The sequence below is a fragment of the Allobranchiibius sp. CTAmp26 genome, assembly GCF_017565405.1.
Classification (GTDB): domain Bacteria; phylum Actinomycetota; class Actinomycetes; order Actinomycetales; family Dermatophilaceae; genus Allobranchiibius.
Map to the genome: position 1 here is coordinate 96,084 of NZ_JAGEKR010000001.1, position 18,517 is coordinate 114,600.

Genomic DNA, 18,517 nt, shown 5'->3' on the forward strand with positions numbered 1-18,517 from the left:
ACTGGCTGGATGAGCGACGACGCGAACCACCCGACCCCGCAGGAACCGGCCGAGCAGCTCACCCCCGACGAAGGGGAGGCAGGCGACACCGGGCTCGTCGCGGACTCCGAGGCCAGCGGCGGCAGTGGCACCGTGGCCGGTGACGACAAGAGCTTCTCCCAGCAGGAGGAGGAGAAACGCCCCGGCGACGGGCCTGCCGCTCGCGACTGACCCCGCTCACTCCTCCACGAGACGACGATGCCCCCTCACCATCGGTGAGGGGGCATCGTCGGTGTGCGTGGTCGATCAGGGGCGGCCGTACCCCGAGGGGGTGCCGTAGATGGCCTCGATCTTGACGTGGTCACCGGGCTTGGGAGCGGCGATCATCATGCCGTTGCCCAGGTAGATGCCGATGTGGTACGCGGGGCTGCCGAAGAAGACCAGGTCACCCGGCTGCGGCGTGCTCACCGGGGTCACGGACGCCTGCTGGGCCGCCGCGGTGCGCGGCAGGTTGATGCCGAGCTGACGGAAGACGTAGCTGGTGAACCCGGAGCAGTCGAAACCGCTCGGGGTCGTGCCGCCGTACACGTAGGGAACGCCGATGTAGCGCTTCGCGATCGCGATCGCGCTGTTGGACGAGGCGGGAGCCTGCGTGCTGCTGCCACCGCCGTTGCCCGAGCCGACCTGGCCCTGGACCGGCGTCGTGTGCTTCGGCGCGGTGTGGCGCACCGTCGCGACGGCGTGGCGCACGGGAGCCGCGGCCTGGCGTACGGGAGCGCCGGCCTGGCGTACGGGAGCCGCCGCCTTCTTGACGACCGGCGCGAAGTAGCTGTGCGCGCGGACGGACACCAACCGGGTGTGGGCGTTGACGGCCGGGGCGACCCGCGGGGCCGAGGCCACGGCGGCGTGCTTGCCGGCGACCTGCACCAGGGTCATCGACGCCTGGGCCGGAGCCGCAGCCTCGTGGTGCGTGGTGTCGGCGGCCTGCGCGGACTGGGAGAACACGGCGGAGGCGACGAGGCCCCCACCGACAGCGACCGCGGCGGAGACGCGAGCGGTGGTGTTGAAGGACGTGGACAACTTGCTCGGGGCGCGATGACGCCCCCGGGGCTGCATGACAGACACGGATGAAGACCTCTCGGCGCCTACGAGGTGAGCTGTCGGGCTCGGGTGGAGGTATTACCCGGTCCGTGGCAGCCAATTCCCCGATGGCTGCCCGTGACTTAGCCCCGAGGCCGTCCCGGACGTGCGGACGGCCGAAGGTGGGTCCCCCGCTCCTGCCTTGCGGATCGTTGCATTCCCGGGCTGCTTGGCAGGACTCGGCGGTGCCGCTCGGGGGCCCTCAGGCTGAGAACCGCCGCCAAAGATACATGGGCTGCACACCTGCATCACAATCGGGTCACGGGACCTGTGGACGGCCCGTCAGGTGGCGGCTCGGCGCCTCAGGAGACGGCTACCGCACCCGCTGCCACGGCAGCTGTGGAGGGCAGCTGCACGAAGACGTGCGCGGCGATCTCCGGCGGCAGCGAGACGCCCTCCGGGCCGTCCTCCACCCGGGCCAGCACCCGGCCGTCCTCCAGTCGCGCGCGCACCACGGCGCCCGGCGAGATGCCGGCGGCGGTGAGCACCTCCAGGGTGGCGTGGTCGGCCTGGGCGGGCTCGCCGATGCGGCGTACGACGAGCAGCGACGGCTCGGACGACACCACCTCGGTGAGGGACGCGACACCGTCGCGGAACTTCTCGATCGGGCCGGTCTCCCCCAGCTCGGCGAGTCCGGGGATGGGGTTGCCGTAGGGCGAGAGAGCATGCTCCTTCAGCATCGCGAGGATCTTGCGCTCCACGCGCTCGCTCATCACGTGCTCCCACCGGCACGCCTCGTCGTGCACGTACTCCAGCTCCAGCCCGATGACGTCGACGAGCAGCCGCTCGGCCAGCCGGTGCTTGCGCATGACCCGGGTCGCGAGGGTGCGACCGAGTTCGGTGAACTCCAGGTGCCGGTCCCCGGCGAGGGTGAGCAGTCCGTCCCGTTCCATCCTCGCGACGGTCTGCGACACCGTCGGCCCGGAGTGGCCGAGGCGCTCGGCGATCCGGGCGCGCAGCGGGAGGATGCCCTCCTCCTCCAGGTCGAAGATGGTGCGCAGGTACATCTCAGTGGTGTCGATCAGGTCGGTCACAGGGACGATCTTCCCATCCTGAGAGGGCAGCGGCACCCTTCGGCCGCGTGACGCCCACGGGGAATCATCCGGAGGGCGTCCTCGTTCGATGGGTGTGGCAGCACGGACGTCCCCTCGTCCGCTGTCACCGAAGGTCCCGGACCGCGTCCGGGGCGAGCGGGCCGCCGAGCCCGGCTCGGGCGGCCGCCATCTCCCCCCTGTATGGCGGTCGCCCTCTTCATCGTCCACATCTCTGCCGAAACCCCGTTGCGGGCGTGCCGGCGCGTGTCTACCGTGCTGGGTACACGAGAGAGGAGGTGGTCCGAGAGTGCATTCATCTAGGACGCGTGAGGTGGTTGCGCGCTAGCGCACCCGTTCGTCGGCCTCCGTCTCGGTGACCGACCAGTCAACGGACGGCGTTGGTGAAGACCACGCACCACCGCAGCCCGTGGGGGCGCGACCCGTCCATCGCGCACCGGCCGTCCGGCCGGGCCCCGCGGGCTGTTTCACGCCCACCTTCCCCGAGTGGCATACCTATGTATCGAGTGGCGCACTCCTAGGCGGTGCACTCGAGCGGTTTCTATGCCACTCGGCAGGTCAGGGCTGCAGGCGCTCCCGGGTCCAGACCGACGGGTCGTCCAGGGCGCCCTCGCCGGTACGCGTGAAGCGCACCCGGTCGTGCAGGCGGCTGCGCTGGCCCACCCAGAACTCCACCTCGTCGACGTGGATCAGGTATCCGCCCCAGAACGGCGGGACGGGCACGTCGTCGGCGCGACCGCGGTCGGGATACTGCTCGGCGTACCGTCGTTCGGCGGCCTCGAGGTCGGCGCGCTCGGCGACCGGGCGGCTCTGGTCCGAGGCCCACGCGCTGATCCGAGAGCCCCACGGCCGGGAGTCGAAGTACTCCGTGACCACGTCCCGCGGGAGCTGCTCGGCGCGGCCCGTGAAGCGGATCGCGTGGTAGAGCGCGGGCCAGGTCAACGACGCGGCGATCCGCGGATCGGCGGCCAGGTCGGCGCCCTTGCGGGACTCCAGATTGGTGTAGAAACCGGGACCGGCAGGGGTGAGGTAGCGCATCAGCACGGTGCGCACCGTGGGCGCACCCGAGGCGTCGACGGTGGCGACGCTGATCGCGTCCGGCTCGTGCACGCCCGGCTGGTCGTCGTCCGCTGCGGCCTCACGCGCCTGACGCACCCACTCCTCGATGATCGGCCACGGCGCGTCCGGCACCTCGCCCTCCTCGAGGCCGCGGCCGTCGTAGTCCCACCGGGTGATCTCGCTCATCGGGCCAGGGTAGGCGCTGGCACACTTTCGCCCGTGAGCATCGTCATCCCGCAGGAACTGCGACCGGCCGACGGGCGGTTCGGCTCCGGGCCGAGCAAGGTGCGACCCGAGCAGCTGGACCTCCTGACCGAGCTCGGCACCGACGTCCTCGGCACGTCCCACCGGCAGGAACCGGTACGTGCGCTCGTACGCGAGATCCGCACGTCCCTGCACGATTTCCTCGGTGCGCCGGACGGGTACGAGATCGTGCTGGGCAACGGCGGGTCGACCCTCTTCTGGGACGTGGCGACGTTCTCCCTCATCCAGGAGCGGTCCGCGCACGGCGTGTGCGGCGAATTCAGCTCGAAGTTCGCGGCGGCGGTCGCGAAGGCCCCCTTCCTCGCCGAGCCCATCGTCACCCGGTCCACGCCCGGTGAGGTCGACCCACTCGTCGCGCTGCCCGGTGCGGACACCTACGCGTACGCGCAGAACGAGACCTCGACGGGCGCGATGCAACCGGTACGCCGGGTCGCGGGCGCCGACCCGGGAGCGCTGATGCTGGTCGACGCCACCTCCGGTGCCGGTGGTCTGCCGGTCGACCTGGGTGAGGCCGACGTGTACTACTTCGCCCCGCAGAAGTCCTTCGCGTCCGACGGCGGACTATGGCTGGCGGCGATGTCCCCGGCCGCGCTGGACCGCACGGCTGCGATCGCCGGGAGTGACAGGTGGATCCCGCCGAGTCTGAATCTGCAGACGGCAGTGGATAATTCGCGCCTCGAGCAGACCTACAACACTCCGGCTGTGGTGACGCTCGCGCTCATGGTGAGCCAGCTGCGTTGGCTGCAGGCCGGCGGCGGACTCGACTTCGCCGTCGCGCGCAGCGCCGAGAGCAGCCGGCGGCTCTACGAGTGGGTCGAGCGGACGTCGTACGCGAGCCCGTTCGTCACCGACCCGGCCGCGCGCTCGCGGGTGGTGGCAACCATCGACTTCGACGAGAAGATCGACGCCGCCGTCCTCGCCCGCACACTGCGCGAGAACGGGGTGGTCGACACCGAGCCGTACCGCGCTCTGAAGCGCAACCAGCTGCGGATCGGCATGTACCCCTCCGTCGATCCGGACGACGTGAGCGCCCTCATCGCGTGCATCGAGTACGTCGTGCCGCGTATCGCCTGACCCTTTCACCCGTACGTTGACAGTGTTCCCGTTCGTTGACGGCGTTCGGACGCCGTCAACGAACGCAAACGCCGTCAGTGTGGGAGGCCTCGATCCTCAGTGGTGGTGGGCGTGGGCCGGTTCGTCGACCGGGTCGCCGTTCATGTGCGCCAGCATCCCCACCCCGCCGGTGCGCACGAACCGCACGACGAGCGCAGCCGCCACCACGAGGAAGACCAGGTTGAGCCAGGTCGTGTAGTTCCAGCTGATCCCACCGTCGCCGGTGAAGGCGTGACCAGCCGCGGGTACCAGGTGCAGGACGCCGAAGACCAGCTCCACGACGTACCCCGCGACGACCATCGCCAGGTAGAAGACACCGGCGATGAGGAGCGTCATCCGAGTGCCGTAGTACTTGCGGTAGATGATGAGGATCGGCACGATCAGCAGGTCGGCGAACATGAACGACACGACCCCGCCGAAACTGATGCCCCCGTTCCACAGGACCGCCGCGAGCGGGACGTTGCCGATCGAGCACACGAAACTGGCCACCGCGATGACGGGTCCGATCAGGGGCCCCCAGACCTTCGACCACCCGCCGTCGCCGGCGAGGAACAGGTGCCCCCAGAAGCTGTCGGGCACCCACGCGGCCACCGCGCCCGCGATCAGGAGACCGATCACGATGTCGCGCAGGACGGCCAGCCACTCCATCACGAAGATGTGGCTCACGCTGGTCGCGCCGGCCGGCGAGAGCAGCCGTCGGGCGAACGACCCTTCCCCGCCGACCGTCATGTCCATGGCCGCGTGCCCCTCCATGGAGCCCGCGGCACCCCGATCGGCCTGCTCCCTCGCGGCCTGCACCACGCGCGATCGCAGGAAGAGCCGGAAGCACACCGCGACGACCACGATCATCAATGGGCCGCCGACGAACTCGGCCAGGGTGAACTGCCAGCCGAGCAGCAGCGCAAGGATCACCCCGAGCTCGACGACGAGGTTGGTGCTGGCGATCTCGAAGACCATCGCGGCGGTGAAGCTCGCACCCTTGCGGAAGAGGGAGCGGGCCAGCGCGACGGCCGCGTACGAGCAGGACGAGCTGGCGATCCCGAAGCCGGCGGCACGCGCCAGCGTGACCGGGCGGTCGTCGCCGAGGGCGGCGATGATCGTCGCGCGCCGCACCACGGCCTGCACCACCGCGGAGATGGCGAAACCGAGGATGAGCGACCACAGGATCTGCCAGGTCATCACCCCGGCCATGCGCAGGGCGTCCACGACCGCCGGGAGGGGTCCGTTGCTCACTCCCGCAGTTTATACCCCATGGGGGTATCTGTCGTGGGTAGGTTTGACCGGAGCCGAGGGGAGACCATGACGGACACGGGCAGCCACGACGGCGTGCTGGAGAAGCTCGAGCGCTATCTCGACGTCGCGCCTCGGGCGGTCGCGGTGTCCCGGGAGTGCGGGCCGTTCACCGTCTTCGTGCGCGACAACCCTCGGGGGCACCCTCTCTACGCCCGACCGCGCCTCGGCTACGCGCACCCCATCTCCACCGTCGAGGTACGCCGGATGCTCGACTTCCAGCGTGCGATCGGCGTCCCGCGCGCACTGGAGTGGGTGCACGAGACCACCCCGACCCTGCTGTCGTCCGCACGGGAGGCGGGCATGGGCGTGCAGGAGTGTGCGCTGCTGCGCCTCGCGGACTACGCACCGGCAGCAGCGCCCACCGGATACCGCGTGCACGAGATGAAGGCTGACGATCCGCAGACCGGTGCCGTGCTCGCCGCGATCGACGCGAGTTTCCGCGACTCCGATCAGATAGGCCCGCCGGACTCCAGCCTGCAGAAGCCGCGGATGCGCAGCCGCCTGCTCGTGCTCGTGGGTGCCTTCGACACCCTGGGGCGACCCGTCGGCGGCGGGATGCACAACCCCCGAGGCGACCTCAGCGAGGTGACCGGGATCGGCACGTTGCCGTCCCACCGGGGCCGGGGCATCGGCACGGCGATCACCAGCGCCCTCACCGGGACTGCGTTGCGAGAGGGTCACGCGCCCTTCCTCTCGGCCGCCACGCAATCCGCGGTGTCCGTCTACGAATCGGTCGGGTACACACGCGTGGGCACCGCGTGCGTCGCGGCCGGGAACGAGCGGGGTTGACGACCGTGCCGGACCTGAATCTCACCCGGGAGGAGTGCGCTCGGCGCGCCGAGCGGGTGCGCCCGCAGGAGTGCCACGTGCGGCTCGACCTGCGCCATGCCGCCGATCCCGAGCAGACGACCTACGAGTCGCGCACCACGCTGCGGTTCTCCGCGACCGGTGCTGCCAGCTGGGTCGACATCGTGGCCCAGGACATCGTCTCGGCGACCCTCAACGGCGTGCTCCTCGACGTGGGCGACTACGACGGTGCCCGGTTGCCGCTGCCCGATCTCGCGGCGGAGAACGAACTGGTCGTCCACGCGCACTGCCGCTACAGCCGCACCGGAGAGGGGCTGCACCGGTTCACCGACCCCTCGGACGGTGCGACGTACCTCTACACCCACTTCGAACCCACCGACAGCAGAAGGGTGTTCGCGGTCTTCGAACAGCCGGATCTGAAGACCCGCTTCACCTTCGAGGTGGTCGCCGACGAGCAGTGGCTGATCCGCTCCGGCCAGCCGGAGGTGTCGCGGCGGGTGTACGACGGCGTCGCTGAGGTGAGGTTCGCACCCACCCCGCCGCAGTCGTCGTACGTCACGGCCGTCGCGGCCGGCCCGTACCACCTGGTCACCGACCTGTGGTCGATCGAACGGGAGGGCGGCACCCGGCTGGAGGTGCCGCTCGGGGTGATGTGCCGCGCGTCGATGGCCGCGCACCTGGATGCCGACGACATCCTGCAGGTCACCAAGCAGGGGCTGCACTACTTCGACGAGCTCTTCGGATTCCCTTACCCGTGGGGTAAGTACGACCAGATCTTCGTGCCCGAGTACAACATCGGCGCGATGGAGAACCCCGGCCTCGTGACCTTCGTGGAGAGCTTCGTGCACCGCGGGCAGCCGACCCTTCCGGAGCTCGCGAGCCGCGCCGAGGTGATCCTGCACGAGATGGCGCACATGTGGTTCGGCAACCTGGCCACGATGCGCTGGTGGGACGGCCTGTGGCTGAAGGAGTCGTTCGCCGACCTGATGGGCTACCAGGCCGGCGTCGAGGCCACCCGCTACACCTCCGGCTGGACGTCGTTCGCGATCGGGCGCAAGCAGTGGGCCTACACCCAGGACCAGCTGCCGACCACGCACCCGATCGCCGCCGACATCCCCGACGTCGAGGCCGCGGCACAGAACTTCGACGGCATCACCTACGCCAAGGGTGCGGCCGTGCTCAAGCAGTTGCAGGCGTACGTCGGACGCGACCGTTTCGACGACGGCGTACGTCGCTACTTCGCCGAACACGCCTACGGCTCGACCGAACTCGAGGACTTCCTGGAGCCGCTGTCCGTGGCGAGCGGGCGCGACCTGCACGCCTGGGCCGATGCCTGGCTGCGCACGTCCGGCCCCTGCGAGATCAGCGTCGCGGAGACCGATGACGGCCTGGTCGTGCAGCAGGCGCCGCCCTCACCCACGCTCACCGTGGACCCGCGGCCCCATGTCTTCTCGGTCGGCATCTACACCGAGCGCGACGCCGCGCTGGAGCGCACTCAGCTGATCCCGGTCGGTCTCGACGGTCCGTCCGCACGGGTGCCGCTTGCCGAGAGCGGGAGCGAGGCGCTCGCGCTGGTCCTGCCGAACGACGAGGACTCCACCTACGCCATCGGCCGCCTCGATCCGGGGTCGCAGGAGACGGCCCTGCGGCTCCTGTCGACGGTGCCGTCCGAGGTCTCCCGGGCGCTCATCTGGTCGGCGTTGTGGAATCACACGCGGGACGCCCAGCTGTGCCCGGTGCGCTTCCTGGAGACGGTTCAGGGCCAACTGCTCTACGAGCGCAGCTCGGTCCTGCTGCGCTCCGTGCTCGCGATGGCGCGCTCGGCGGTGCACCACTTCCTGGTGGGCGACGACCAGCGGCGGACGGCCACCGATCTCGCTCGTCTCGCCCACAGCCGGATGACCCAGACCAGCGGCGACACCCAACTGGTCTGGGCGCGTGCGCTGGCCTGGTTCGGTGCGCTCGCCCCGGATGCCGCGCCGCTGATCGAGCCGCTGGTGACCGAGGACCAGCAGCCGCTCCGGCTCCAGGTCGACCCGGAGTTGCGATGGTCGTTCGTGACCGCGCTGAGCGCCATCGGCGCACGCCCCCGACCGTTGCTGGCGCAGGACCTGCGGCGGGACTTCACGATGAGCGGGCAGACCGCGTACGACCTGGCGCTGGCGAGCCTTCCGACCTCCGAGGCGAAGGCGGAGGCGTGGCACTCACTCGCCGACGCCGCCGGCTCGGGTCTGACCAACGACCGCCAACGCGCCCTGATCGTCGGCTTCGGCCAGCCGGTCAGCGGCGATCTGACCCACGAGTACGCCGAGCCGTACTTCGAGGTGCTCACCAGCGTGTGGGCCGAGCAGTCCCAGACCATGGCCACCCGGTTCGTCAGCGGCATGTTCCCGGCACCGCATCGCGGTGGCGAGGGCGTGGCGGCCGACGAGGAACCGGTGGTCATCATGGCGCGTGACTGGCTACGCCGGCACGAGGACGCACCCGCGGCGCTGCGCCGAGGCGTGATCGAGGGACTCGACGATGTCGAGCGCACGCTGCGGGTACGCGCGGCGCACTGAGCAGGCCCGCGGCGGCCTGGCCCGGCTCGGGTCGCCTCAGTGCACGAGCGCGGCCACGACCGCGATGCCCACGAAGATCACGAGGGCCACCAGGACGATCAGCCGGCGGAAGCGCGGCGACATCAGGCGACCTGTTCGGGGATGATCTCGCGGGCGACCTCGCGCGGGGTCACCTGCACCAACGGCAGGTGCGGCAGCGGCTGCCGCTCGATCCGCAGTCGCAGCTGTTGGTTGCGCATGAGGTAGACCATCGCACCGACCACTGTCAGACCGGTGGCGATGCTGCCGACCAGGATGGTCCAGCGGGGGCCCCACGCTCCCCCGATCCAGCCGATGAGCGGAGAACCGAGCGGCGTGCCACCCATGAAGATGGCCATGTAGAGCGCCATCACCCGTCCGCGCATCGCGGGGCTCACGCCCAGCTGCACTGTGGCGTTGGCGGTCGTGAGCACGGTCAGCGCGCACAGGCCCGTCGGGATCAGGAAGAGGCCGAAGAGCCAGAACGACGGCGCGAGCGCAGCCGCGGTGGACGCCACCGTGAAGCCCGTCAGGGAGATGAGCAGGATCCGCAGCCGAGGACGGGGACGGCGGGCCGACATCAGGGCCGCAGACAGCGACCCGATCGCCATGACGGACCCGAGCAGTCCGTACTGCTCTGCCCCCTGGTGGAATTCCGAGGTCGACATCAGCGCGATGGTGAGCTGGAAGTTCATCCCGAAGGTGCCGAGCATGAACACCATGACCATCACCAGGACGATGTCGGGCCGGTGCCGCACGTAGGCCAGTCCCTCGCGGATCCGGCCCTTGCCGGAGCTGCGTGGCGAGGGCCGCAGCTCGCTGGTGCGCAGCAGCCCCAGGGCGACCAGCACCGCCACGAAGGACCCCGTGTTGAAGACGAGGGTGTAGCCGGTGCCGACCGCCGCGATCAGCAGGCCCGCGACACCGGGGCCGATGAGCCGGGCGCCGTTGAACGAGGCACTGTTCAGGCCCACCGCATTGGCCAGCCGCTCGCGCGGCACCATCTCGGAGACGAACGCCTGTCGCGTCGGGTTATCGAACGCGGTCGCCACTCCCTGCAGGAGCGCCAACACGTAGACGTGCCAAAGCTGTACGACGTTACCGAGCACCAGCGCCGCGAGCAGGGCCGACGTCACCGCGAGCGCCGTCTGGGTCGCGAACAGCACCTTGCGCTTGTGGAAGCGGTCGCTCACCGCTCCCGCGAACGGCGCGAGCAGCACCACGGGCGCGAACTGCAGGGCGGTCACGATGCCCAGATCCGTGGAGTCGTGCGGGGTGAGCTGGGTCAGCACGAGCCAGTCCTGGGCGACCCGGCCCATCCAGGTGCCGATGTTCGAGACCAGGGCGCCTGCGGCGTACACCCGGTAGTTGCGGATCCGCAGGGAGGCGAAGGTGGGGCTCATCGAGCGACCACCCCTTCCAGGATCCGCTGAGCCTCGCGCAGCACTGCACACTCCTCGTCGCTCAGACTTCTGATGCGTTCGAACATCCACTCGTCACGGGACCGACGACCCTCCCGCAGCATCCGTCGCCCGGCGTCGGTGATCGTCACGACGACGCGCCGGCGGTCCTGCGGGTCGGTCGCGCGGGTGAGCGCTCCGCGCTCCTGCAGTCCGGTGAGCGTGCGGGTCATCGACGGGGCGCTCACGCATTCGAGCTCGGCGAGCGTGCGCGGTGTCGAACTGCCGGAGTCCAGCTTGGCCAGGACCGAGAACTGGTGGGGCGCGATGGTTGCGACATTCTCGAAACGGGCACGCCTGCTGATCCGCATGCACACGGAGCGCAACTCGCCCGCCAGACGGCGGCGGTCCTGTTGCTTCATGTACTTAGGTTAACTCATTACTTGTGCTAACTATTTCGTCGTGAGCGGCCGTGGACCTCGCACACGAGCGACTTTCAGGTAACGTCCAGGGATGGTCCTGATACTGCGCATATGACGACTGCCGAAGCCCGCCTCCTCGTTGCCGAGGACGAGCTCAACATCCGCGAGTTGCTGTGCACGAGCCTGCGTTTCGCCGGGTTCGAGGTCTTCCCCGCCGCGAACGGCGCCGAGGCCATCGAGGTGGCCACCACCCAGCAGGTCGATCTGGCCGTGCTCGACGTGATGCTGCCGGACTTCGACGGGTTCAGCGTCACGCGCCAGCTGCGCGACCACGGCAAGCAGATGCCCATCGTCTTCCTCACGGCCCGGGACGCGACCGAGGACAAGGTCAAGGGGCTCACGGTCGGCGGCGACGACTACGTCACCAAGCCCTTCAGCCTCGAGGAGGTCGTGGCGCGGATCCGCGCGGTGCTGCGGCGTACCAGCGTCGAGCAGCGGGAGAACCCCGCCCTACGCGTGGCGGATCTCGAACTGGACGACGACTCCCACGAGGTCAACCGGGCCGGGCGGATCATCGACGTCTCCCCCACCGAGTTCAAGCTGCTGCGCTACCTGATGCTGAACAATGGACGGGTGTTGTCCAAGGCTCAGATCCTCGATCACGTGTGGGACTACGACTTCCGCGGCGAACCGGGCATCGTGGAGAGCTACATCTCCTACCTGCGTCGCAAGATCGACGTCGACGCAGCGCCCCTGATCCACACCAAGCGCGGCATCGGCTACGTACTGCGCGCCCCGCGCGAATGAGTCACGGGGTGAGCGACGCGTGACGTCCGGCCACCCTTCACTGACCCGACGGGCGGTGCGCGAGCTGCACGAGCTGCCGCTGCGGCTGCGCCTCGCGGCGCTGCTGGTCGGGCTCCTGATGGCGGCGCTGCTGGTCACGGGCGCGGCCGCCACCTACCAGCTGCGCTCGTTCCTGCAACAGCAACAGGACACCGAGCTCCAGGTCACCGCCAAGAACCTGGTCGCCGCGTCCGTCGCCCGACACCAGCAGTCGGCGGCTCCGGTGCGCCCGACGGTCGCGTCCCGCAACGGATACGTCGTACGTCTGCAGTGGACCCCGACCACGTCGGAGGACTACTTCCGCAGCGGCACCGACCGCCCGCGATTTCCCGTACTGACCGTCGGGTCTCCGGCGGTGCGGACCGGACGACCGTTCACCGTGGGATCCCTGCAGTCCGGCACCCAGTGGCGTGTGGTGGCCGGGACGACCACCGTGCAGGGGCGCGCCGTCCCGTACGCCGTGGCGCTGTCCCAGGACCGGGTGCACGACACCGTCGACCGGCTCGCCGCGATCGTCGCGCTGGCGGGGCTGATCGCGCTGCTGGCCTGCGCGGTGCTCGGCTGGTTCGCCGTTCGACGGGCCCTGCGCCCACTACGTCGCATCCAGGACACCGCCCGCGACATCGCCGCGGGCGACCTGACCCAGCGCATCCCGCTGCAGAACACCCGGGACGAGGTCGCCGGGCTGGCGCAATCGCTCAACCGCATGCTGACCCGGATCGAGGAGTCGTTCGCGGCCCGGCGCGCCTCGGAGGAGCGGATGCGCCGATTCGTGGCCGACGCCTCGCACGAGTTGCGCACGCCGTTGGCGTCGGTGCGCGGCTACGCGGAGCTCTACCGGATGGGCGCGGTGACCAGCCCGGACGACGTGGCCTCGGCGATGCGCCGCATCGAGGAGGAGGCGACCCGACTCGGACTGATGGTCGACGAGCTGCTGCTGCTCACCCGGCTGGACAAGCACCCGATCGGCCCGGACGATCCGCCGCGTCCCTTCGCACCGGTCGACCTGATGGTGCTCGCCGCCGACGCCGTGCAGGACACCCGCGCCCGTGAGCCAGAACGCACCGTCCGGATGACCGGCCTGCGCGGGCCGCTGCGCAGCACGATGGTCTCCGGAGACGAGGCGGGCATGCGCCAGGTACTGACGAACCTGCTCGCCAACGCGGTGCGCTACACCCCCGCGGGCACCGCCGTCGAGGTCCTCGTGGGGCAGCGCGGCGGCGCGGCGTACGTCGTGGTGCGCGATCACGGACCGGGTGTCGACGCCGAACTGCGAGAACGGGTCTTCGAGCGCTTCTTCCGTGCCGACGCCGCGCGCAACAGCGCGCACGGTGGCAGCGGGCTCGGGCTGGCGATCGTGTCGGCCATCGTCGCCGCTCACCGGGGGACGGTCGAGCTGTCGGAAACATCGGGGGGCGGCGCGACGTTCACTGTCCAGATACCGTCGATCGCACAGCAGGCACACAGTGACGACGAAGGTCCGGCCCAGTCGACCACCGAAGACTGCGGTGTAGATCGAATCCGCGCCGATTGAGGAGCAGCACGCATGCCGCAGGACCAGTTCCCAGGAAACAGCGACAACTCCCACGATGACCGGGATCGCACCGACCCCGGCACCCCGGCACGGGGCGACTCCGCCCCGTCGGGCGGCAGTTCCGCGAGCGGCCCCTCCTACACCCAGCCGATCCACCAGCAGCAGCCCTACGGGCAGCAGCCGAATCCGCAGGGTCAGGGCCCGCAGCAGGGTCCGTACGGCGCGCCCGCTCAGCCCTACCGGGCGGGTCAGGGTTCGCCGTACGCCGCACCCGGTCAGGGGTCGCCCTACGCATACCAGGGAGGCCAGGGAGGGAGTGCGGTCGCCCCCACCCCTCGGCGACGCTCCCGGTCTGCCCTGTACGCCGTGCCGATCGCGGCGATCCTCGCCGCGGCGCTCGCTTCGGGGACGACGTACGCACTGACCGACCACAACGCCAGCACGTCGGCGTCCGGCACCAGCACGACCACGGTGAAGCTGAACCCGACCGACTACCAGAACAACGACGCCGTGAACTGGACCAGCACCGCCAGCAAGGTGAGCCCGTCCGTCGTGTCCATCACGGTGCGCGCCGGCAGCGGCGGCGACCAGGGCTCCGGCGTGGTGCTCGACAAGAGCGGTGACATCGTGACGAACAACCACGTGGTGTCCGCCGCCGCGACCTCGGGCACGGTGCAGGTGACGCTCAGCAACAACAAGACGTACGCGGCCAGCATCGTCGGCACCGACGCCAGCACCGACCTGGCCGTCATCCGGCTCAAGAACGCGCCGAACACCCTCACGCCCATGCCGCTCGGCAGCGCCGGCGCGCTGGTCGTCGGCCAGCCGGTGATGGCGGTCGGCAACCCCCTCGGCCTGGCGGGCACGGTCACCACCGGCATCGTCAGCGCGCTCAACCGGCCGGTGAACACCTCCGAGTCCGACTCAGCGCAGTCCAACACGCCCCCGGTGGTCACCAACGCGATCCAGACCAGCGCGGCGATCAACCCCGGCAACTCCGGCGGCGCGCTGGTCAGCGCCAGCGGCAAGCTGATCGGGATCAACTCCTCGATCGCCACTCTCGGGCAATCCTCCAGCTCCTCCCAGTCGGGGAACATCGGGATCGGGTTCGCTATCCCCGTGGATGTCGTGAAGAACATCACCGGGCAGCTGCTCAAGAGCGGCAAGGCCACCCACGCACAGCTGGGGGTGATGGCCGCTGACGGCACTGCCACCCTGAACGGCGCGACCGAGGCCGCCGCTCAGGTCAAGACGGTCAACAGCGGCAGCGCCGCCGGCCGGGCCGGCCTGAAGGCGGGCGACTACATCATCGACGTCGACGGGCAGCAGGTCGCGAGCAGCGACTCGCTGGTCGGCTTCGTGCGGGCTCGCAACGTGGGGCAGAAGGTCGTGCTGACCATCGTGCGCGGTGGGAAGCAGCAGAACGTCACGGTCACCCTCGGGGAGGCTTCCTCGAGCTGAGTGTCGTGACGGGGCCGCGGCGTGGAGCCTCCCTTCCTCCACGCGGTGACCCTGACGGGGTGGGCCCGGCCAGTGACGGGGCCGGGCCCGACGGGGAGGTTCCTGCCGATGCGGTAGGAGCCTCCTGCGTCGTGTCGGGGCCCCTGTGCACAACTTCTGCGGCGACCCGCCCGACGTGCGTAGCGTCCGCTGCAGCGGGCCGCCGTACGGGCGGACCACCGGACACCCGGGAGGGACCATGTATCAGCAGGGAGACGGCGGGGCGTTCGCCGTCGACAGCGGACAGTTGTCGCAGCACGGCGCGGACGTGGCGATGATCGCCGGTCAGATCCACGACTCGATGGGCGCCATGCGCGTCAAGCTCGAGTCGCTGCAAGGCACCTGGAAGGGCGCGGCGGCCGGCCAGTACGTGCAGCTGCACCACGAGTGGGAGGTGGCGCAGGAGCGGGTGCGCGCCACCCTCGAGGACATCAGCGTGGCACTCGGCCGGGCCAGCGGCGCGTACGCCGCGGTCGAGCATGAGGTGATGGCGACCTTCACGCCCTGAGGTTCACAGCCGCGCCGCGAGCTCCGTTGCCTGCCGGATCGCCCGCTTGGCGTCGACCTCGGCGGCCACGTCGGCGCCGCCCACCAGGTGCCAGGACGGGTCGTCGGGGCTGGCCATCTCGCGCACGGACTCCTGGCCCGCGCAGATCACGATGGTGTCGACCTCGAGCAGCCGTTGGTCGGACCTTGCCTCGGCGTCGGGTTCCTTGCTGTCCCTGCCGTCGCCGGTACGGACGGTGATGTGCAGTCCCTCGTCGTCGATCAGGTCGTAGGTGACGCCGCCGATGAACTCGACACCGCTGTCCTTCAGGGTCTGGCGGTGCACCCAGCCGCTCGTCTTGCCCAGGCCCTTGCCGAGCGGCGCCGGTCGGCGCTGCAGGAGGTGCACGGTGCGCTTCGGGGCTTCGTCGTGCTTGGGCCCGAGACCGGCACGGGTCTGCTCCGGATCCATCACGCCCCAGCGCGCCTTCCAGTGCTGCAGCGTCTCGTCGCCGTCATGCAGCAGGTATTCGCTGACGTCGAAACCGATACCACCCGCGCCGATCACGGCGACCCGGGCACCTGCGGTGGCGCGACCGCTCAGCAGGTCGTCGTACATCACGACTTTGGGGTGTTCGATGCCCGGTATCGGTGGGATCCGCGGGGTGACGCCGGTCGCGACGACGGTGTGGTCGTACGCCGCCAACTCGGCCTCCGCCGGGCGGGTGCCGGTGCGCACCTCGACGCCGAGCACCTGCAGCCGCCGCGTGTAGTAGCGCAGCGTCTCGGCGAACTCCTCCTTGCCGGGGATCCGCATGGCGTAGCGGAACTGGCCGCCGATCTCGTCCTGCTCCTCGAAGAGCGTGACCCGGTGTCCGCGTTCGGCACTGGCCACGGCGGCGGCGAGACCGGCCGGCCCGGCGCCGACGACCGCCACGCTGCGGGCGGCGTGCGGGCCCACCGGCACCAGGCGCAGCGTCGTCTCGCGACCGGCGCGGGGGTTGACCAGGCAGCTGGCGCGCTGGTTCTTGAAGGTGTGGTCCAGGCAGGCCTGGTTGCACGCGATGCAGGTGTTGATCTCGTCGGCGCGGTCCTGCTCGGCCTTGCGCACGAACTCCGGGTCGGCGAGCAGCGGCCGCGCCATCGAGACGAGGTCGGCCTGACCGTCGGCCAGGATCTGTTCGGCCACCTCGGGGGTGTTGATGCGGTTGGAGGCCATCACCGGCACCTGAACGTGCGAACGCAGTTTCCCGGTCACCGACGCGAACGCCCCGCGCGGCACGGAGGTCACGATCGTGGGGATGCGTGCCTCGTGCCAGCCGATGCCGGTGTTGATGACCGAGGCGCCTGCCTGCTCGACGCGCTGGGCCAACTCGACCGTCTCCTCCCACGACTGGCCGTCCGGCACCAGGTCCAGCAGCGACTGGCGGTAGATCAGCAGGAAGCCCTCGCCCACGGACTCGCGCACCCGGCGTACGACCTGCTCGGGAAAGCGCATCCGGTTGCTCGCGCTGCCGCCCCACTGGTCGGTGCGCTGATTGGTGCGGGCGGTGAGGAACTGGTTGATCAGGTAGCCCTCGGACCCCATGATCTCCACGCCGTCGTACCCCGCCTGCATCGCCAGACGGGCCGCGCGGGCGTAGTGCCCGATGGTGCGCTCCACGTCTTTGCCCGACATGGCGCGTGCCGCGAACTTGCTGATCGGGGACTTACCGGCGCTGGCCGACTTCACGAGCGGGTGGTAGCCGTACCGGCCGGCGTGCAGGATCTGCAACGCGATCCGCCCACCCGCCTCGTGAACGGCATCGGTGATGACCTGGTGCTTGTCCGCCGCCCGCGAAGAGGTCAGCTGCGACCCGGCCGGCAACAACCAGCCCGTGGCGTCGGGCGCGAACCCGCCGGTGATCATCAGAGCGGTCCCGCCGCGGGCGCGTTCGGCGAAGTACTCCGCGAGCTCACCGAAGTGCTTGGACCGGTCCTCCATGCCGGTGTGCATGGAGCCCATCACCACCCGGTTGGGCAGGGTGACGCCGCCGATCGTGATCGGCGCGAGCAGCCGGTCGTACGGCATGGGGACTCCCTGTGCATGGGCGGTGGGCTGGGCGGTGCACGGTATCGCGCCCCACCGCGCACCGCGGTGGTCAGCTCGTGGTCTGGGAGCGCAGGATGCTCAGCACCGTGGTGTCGATGTGGCCGGCGCGCAGGCGCAGCTCCAGGTTCTCCACTCCCGCCCAGGTGTCGAGGTCCTCGTAACCGAGCCGGAAGAGCCGCGAGCGCACCTCCTGCGCGAGCTCACCGGCGAGCGGCAGCAACTCCTCGTCGGTCGGCGGCTTGAAGAGCACGTCGTGGATGTCGAGCAGCCGACCCAGCTCCGTCACGGGGTCGGGGTGGTCGTCGACCCGCAGGTCGTACGCCAGGTCGTCGCCCGGGGTGTACCCGCCGGTCTCGGACACGACGTACAACGCGGCGGACTGACGACCCCGCCGATCGCCGCCTGCGCCGTCACCCGCGACCAGCGCGGCGTACAAGCGGCGCGCCAGTGGCAGCCCCTCCCCCGCAGTCCAGGCGTCACTCATCGCCTCGACCACCTCCGGGCCGGTCAGGATGTTGCCCTGGATCGCGACGCCGTCGCGGGCGACACCGCCCGCCCAGGCGTTGCAGCCCTCGCCGGTGAAGGTGACGGCGCGCCCGGCCGCGTCGACGATGCCGACCTGCCGCTCCTCGCGCTGGTCGTCGGCGCCGGTCAGGGAGCGGAGCGTGGCGGCTGCATCGGACCCGCCCGCGAGTGCCGCGAGACCATCACGTTTGTAGAGGGTGTTGGCGAAGGACTGGGTGGCGATCGCGCCCTGTCCGAGGCGCGCGGCCGGCACCGCGGCGCCGACCCCCAGGAACTTCGATGCGACCGCGACACCGAGGTCGCCGGTGGCCGGATCGTGGCCAACGATGGAGAACGTCATGCCGGCCACGCTAACGACTCAACCTTTTAGGCGTTCCCTGCGTAGACATGCACGCCCAGGGAGGGGACTGCGATGGGGACGAGAGC

General features: G+C 70.3%; 16 protein-coding genes and 1 riboswitch. Of the genes, 8 read left to right on the forward strand and 8 right to left on the reverse strand.

Going from position 1 to position 18,517, the window contains the following annotated elements:
• Positions 1–9 precede the first annotated feature (9 nt).
• Positions 10–210, forward strand: a complete 201-nt coding sequence (locus J4030_RS00485) for a hypothetical protein (RefSeq protein WP_208047225.1) — start codon at positions 10–12, stop codon at positions 208–210.
• A gap of 75 nt (positions 211–285) precedes the next feature.
• Here the strand turns inward: J4030_RS00485 and J4030_RS00490 are convergent, their stop codons facing one another.
• The 3 genes from J4030_RS00490 to pdxH all read right to left on the reverse strand — a co-directional run bounded on the left by J4030_RS00490 (position 286) and on the right by pdxH (position 3,416).
• Positions 286–1,095: a C40 family peptidase gene (locus J4030_RS00490; RefSeq protein ID WP_243762684.1), complete on the reverse strand. Its 810-nt coding sequence runs from the start codon at positions 1,093–1,095 to the stop codon at positions 286–288.
• A 14-nt stretch (positions 1,096–1,109) separates the two neighbouring features.
• Positions 1,110–1,314, reverse strand: a riboswitch (cyclic di-AMP (ydaO/yuaA leader).
• Positions 1,315–1,421: 107 nt separating this feature from the next.
• Positions 1,422–2,153, reverse strand: a complete 732-nt coding sequence (locus J4030_RS00495; protein WP_208047226.1) for a metal-dependent transcriptional regulator — start codon at positions 2,151–2,153, stop codon at positions 1,422–1,424.
• A 576-nt stretch (positions 2,154–2,729) separates the two neighbouring features.
• Positions 2,730–3,416, reverse strand: a complete 687-nt coding sequence (pdxH, locus tag J4030_RS00500; RefSeq protein ID WP_208047227.1) for a pyridoxamine 5'-phosphate oxidase — start codon at positions 3,414–3,416, stop codon at positions 2,730–2,732.
• A 33-nt stretch (positions 3,417–3,449) separates the two neighbouring features.
• Here pdxH and serC point away from each other — a divergent pair, with 33 nt between their 5' ends.
• Complete coding sequence (serC, locus tag J4030_RS00505; protein WP_208047228.1) at positions 3,450–4,568, forward strand: phosphoserine transaminase; 1,119 nt, start codon at positions 3,450–3,452, stop codon at positions 4,566–4,568.
• 96 nt (positions 4,569–4,664) lie between these two features.
• Here serC and J4030_RS00510 read toward each other — a convergent pair whose 3' ends face one another.
• Positions 4,665–5,840, reverse strand: a complete 1,176-nt coding sequence (locus J4030_RS00510) for a permease (protein ID WP_208047229.1) — start codon at positions 5,838–5,840, stop codon at positions 4,665–4,667.
• Between the two features lie 66 nt (positions 5,841–5,906).
• Here J4030_RS00510 and J4030_RS00515 point away from each other — a divergent pair, with 66 nt between their 5' ends.
• Together J4030_RS00515 and pepN are read left to right on the forward strand one after the other, a co-directional pair.
• Positions 5,907–6,689 carry a GNAT family N-acetyltransferase gene (locus J4030_RS00515; protein WP_208047230.1) on the forward strand — a complete coding sequence of 261 codons (783 nt, stop codon included), beginning with the start codon at positions 5,907–5,909 and terminating at the stop codon, positions 6,687–6,689.
• 5 nt (positions 6,690–6,694) lie between these two features.
• On the forward strand, positions 6,695–9,268 hold the full coding sequence (pepN, locus tag J4030_RS00520; RefSeq protein WP_307864506.1) for an aminopeptidase N: 2,574 nt from the start codon (positions 6,695–6,697) through the stop codon (positions 9,266–9,268).
• 122 nt (positions 9,269–9,390) lie between these two features.
• Here the strand turns inward: pepN and J4030_RS00525 are convergent, their stop codons facing one another.
• Both J4030_RS00525 and J4030_RS00530 read right to left on the reverse strand, forming a co-directional pair.
• Positions 9,391–10,689: an MFS transporter gene (locus J4030_RS00525; protein ID WP_208047232.1), complete on the reverse strand. Its 1,299-nt coding sequence runs from the start codon at positions 10,687–10,689 to the stop codon at positions 9,391–9,393.
• Positions 10,686–11,108, reverse strand: coding sequence for a MarR family winged helix-turn-helix transcriptional regulator (locus tag J4030_RS00530; RefSeq protein WP_208047233.1), 423 nt, complete (start codon positions 11,106–11,108; stop codon positions 10,686–10,688). Before J4030_RS00530 ends, J4030_RS00525 begins: the two co-directional genes overlap by 4 nt.
• A 111-nt stretch (positions 11,109–11,219) precedes the next feature.
• Here J4030_RS00530 and J4030_RS00535 point away from each other — a divergent pair, with 111 nt between their 5' ends.
• The 4 genes from J4030_RS00535 to J4030_RS00550 all read left to right on the forward strand — a co-directional run bounded on the left by J4030_RS00535 (position 11,220) and on the right by J4030_RS00550 (position 15,496).
• On the forward strand, positions 11,220–11,915 hold the full coding sequence (locus J4030_RS00535; RefSeq protein ID WP_208047234.1) for a response regulator transcription factor: 696 nt from the start codon (positions 11,220–11,222) through the stop codon (positions 11,913–11,915).
• A gap of 19 nt (positions 11,916–11,934) precedes the next feature.
• Positions 11,935–13,488: a HAMP domain-containing sensor histidine kinase gene (locus J4030_RS00540; RefSeq protein WP_307864490.1), complete on the forward strand. Its 1,554-nt coding sequence runs from the start codon at positions 11,935–11,937 to the stop codon at positions 13,486–13,488.
• Between the two features lie 12 nt (positions 13,489–13,500).
• Complete coding sequence (locus J4030_RS00545) at positions 13,501–14,949, forward strand: S1C family serine protease (RefSeq protein WP_208047235.1); 1,449 nt, start codon at positions 13,501–13,503, stop codon at positions 14,947–14,949.
• A gap of 238 nt (positions 14,950–15,187) precedes the next feature.
• Positions 15,188–15,496, forward strand: coding sequence for a WXG100 family type VII secretion target (locus tag J4030_RS00550; RefSeq protein ID WP_208047236.1), 309 nt, complete (start codon positions 15,188–15,190; stop codon positions 15,494–15,496).
• Positions 15,497–15,499: 3 nt separating this feature from the next.
• Here the strand turns inward: J4030_RS00550 and J4030_RS00555 are convergent, their stop codons facing one another.
• Together J4030_RS00555 and J4030_RS00560 are read right to left on the reverse strand one after the other, a co-directional pair.
• Positions 15,500–17,545, reverse strand: coding sequence for an NADPH-dependent 2,4-dienoyl-CoA reductase (locus J4030_RS00555; RefSeq protein ID WP_208047237.1), 2,046 nt, complete (start codon positions 17,543–17,545; stop codon positions 15,500–15,502).
• Positions 17,546–17,615: 70 nt separating this feature from the next.
• Entirely contained in the window at positions 17,616–18,431 is an 816-nt protein-coding gene (locus J4030_RS00560; protein ID WP_208047238.1) for a DUF1028 domain-containing protein, read from the reverse strand.
• Positions 18,432–18,517 lie beyond the last annotated feature (86 nt).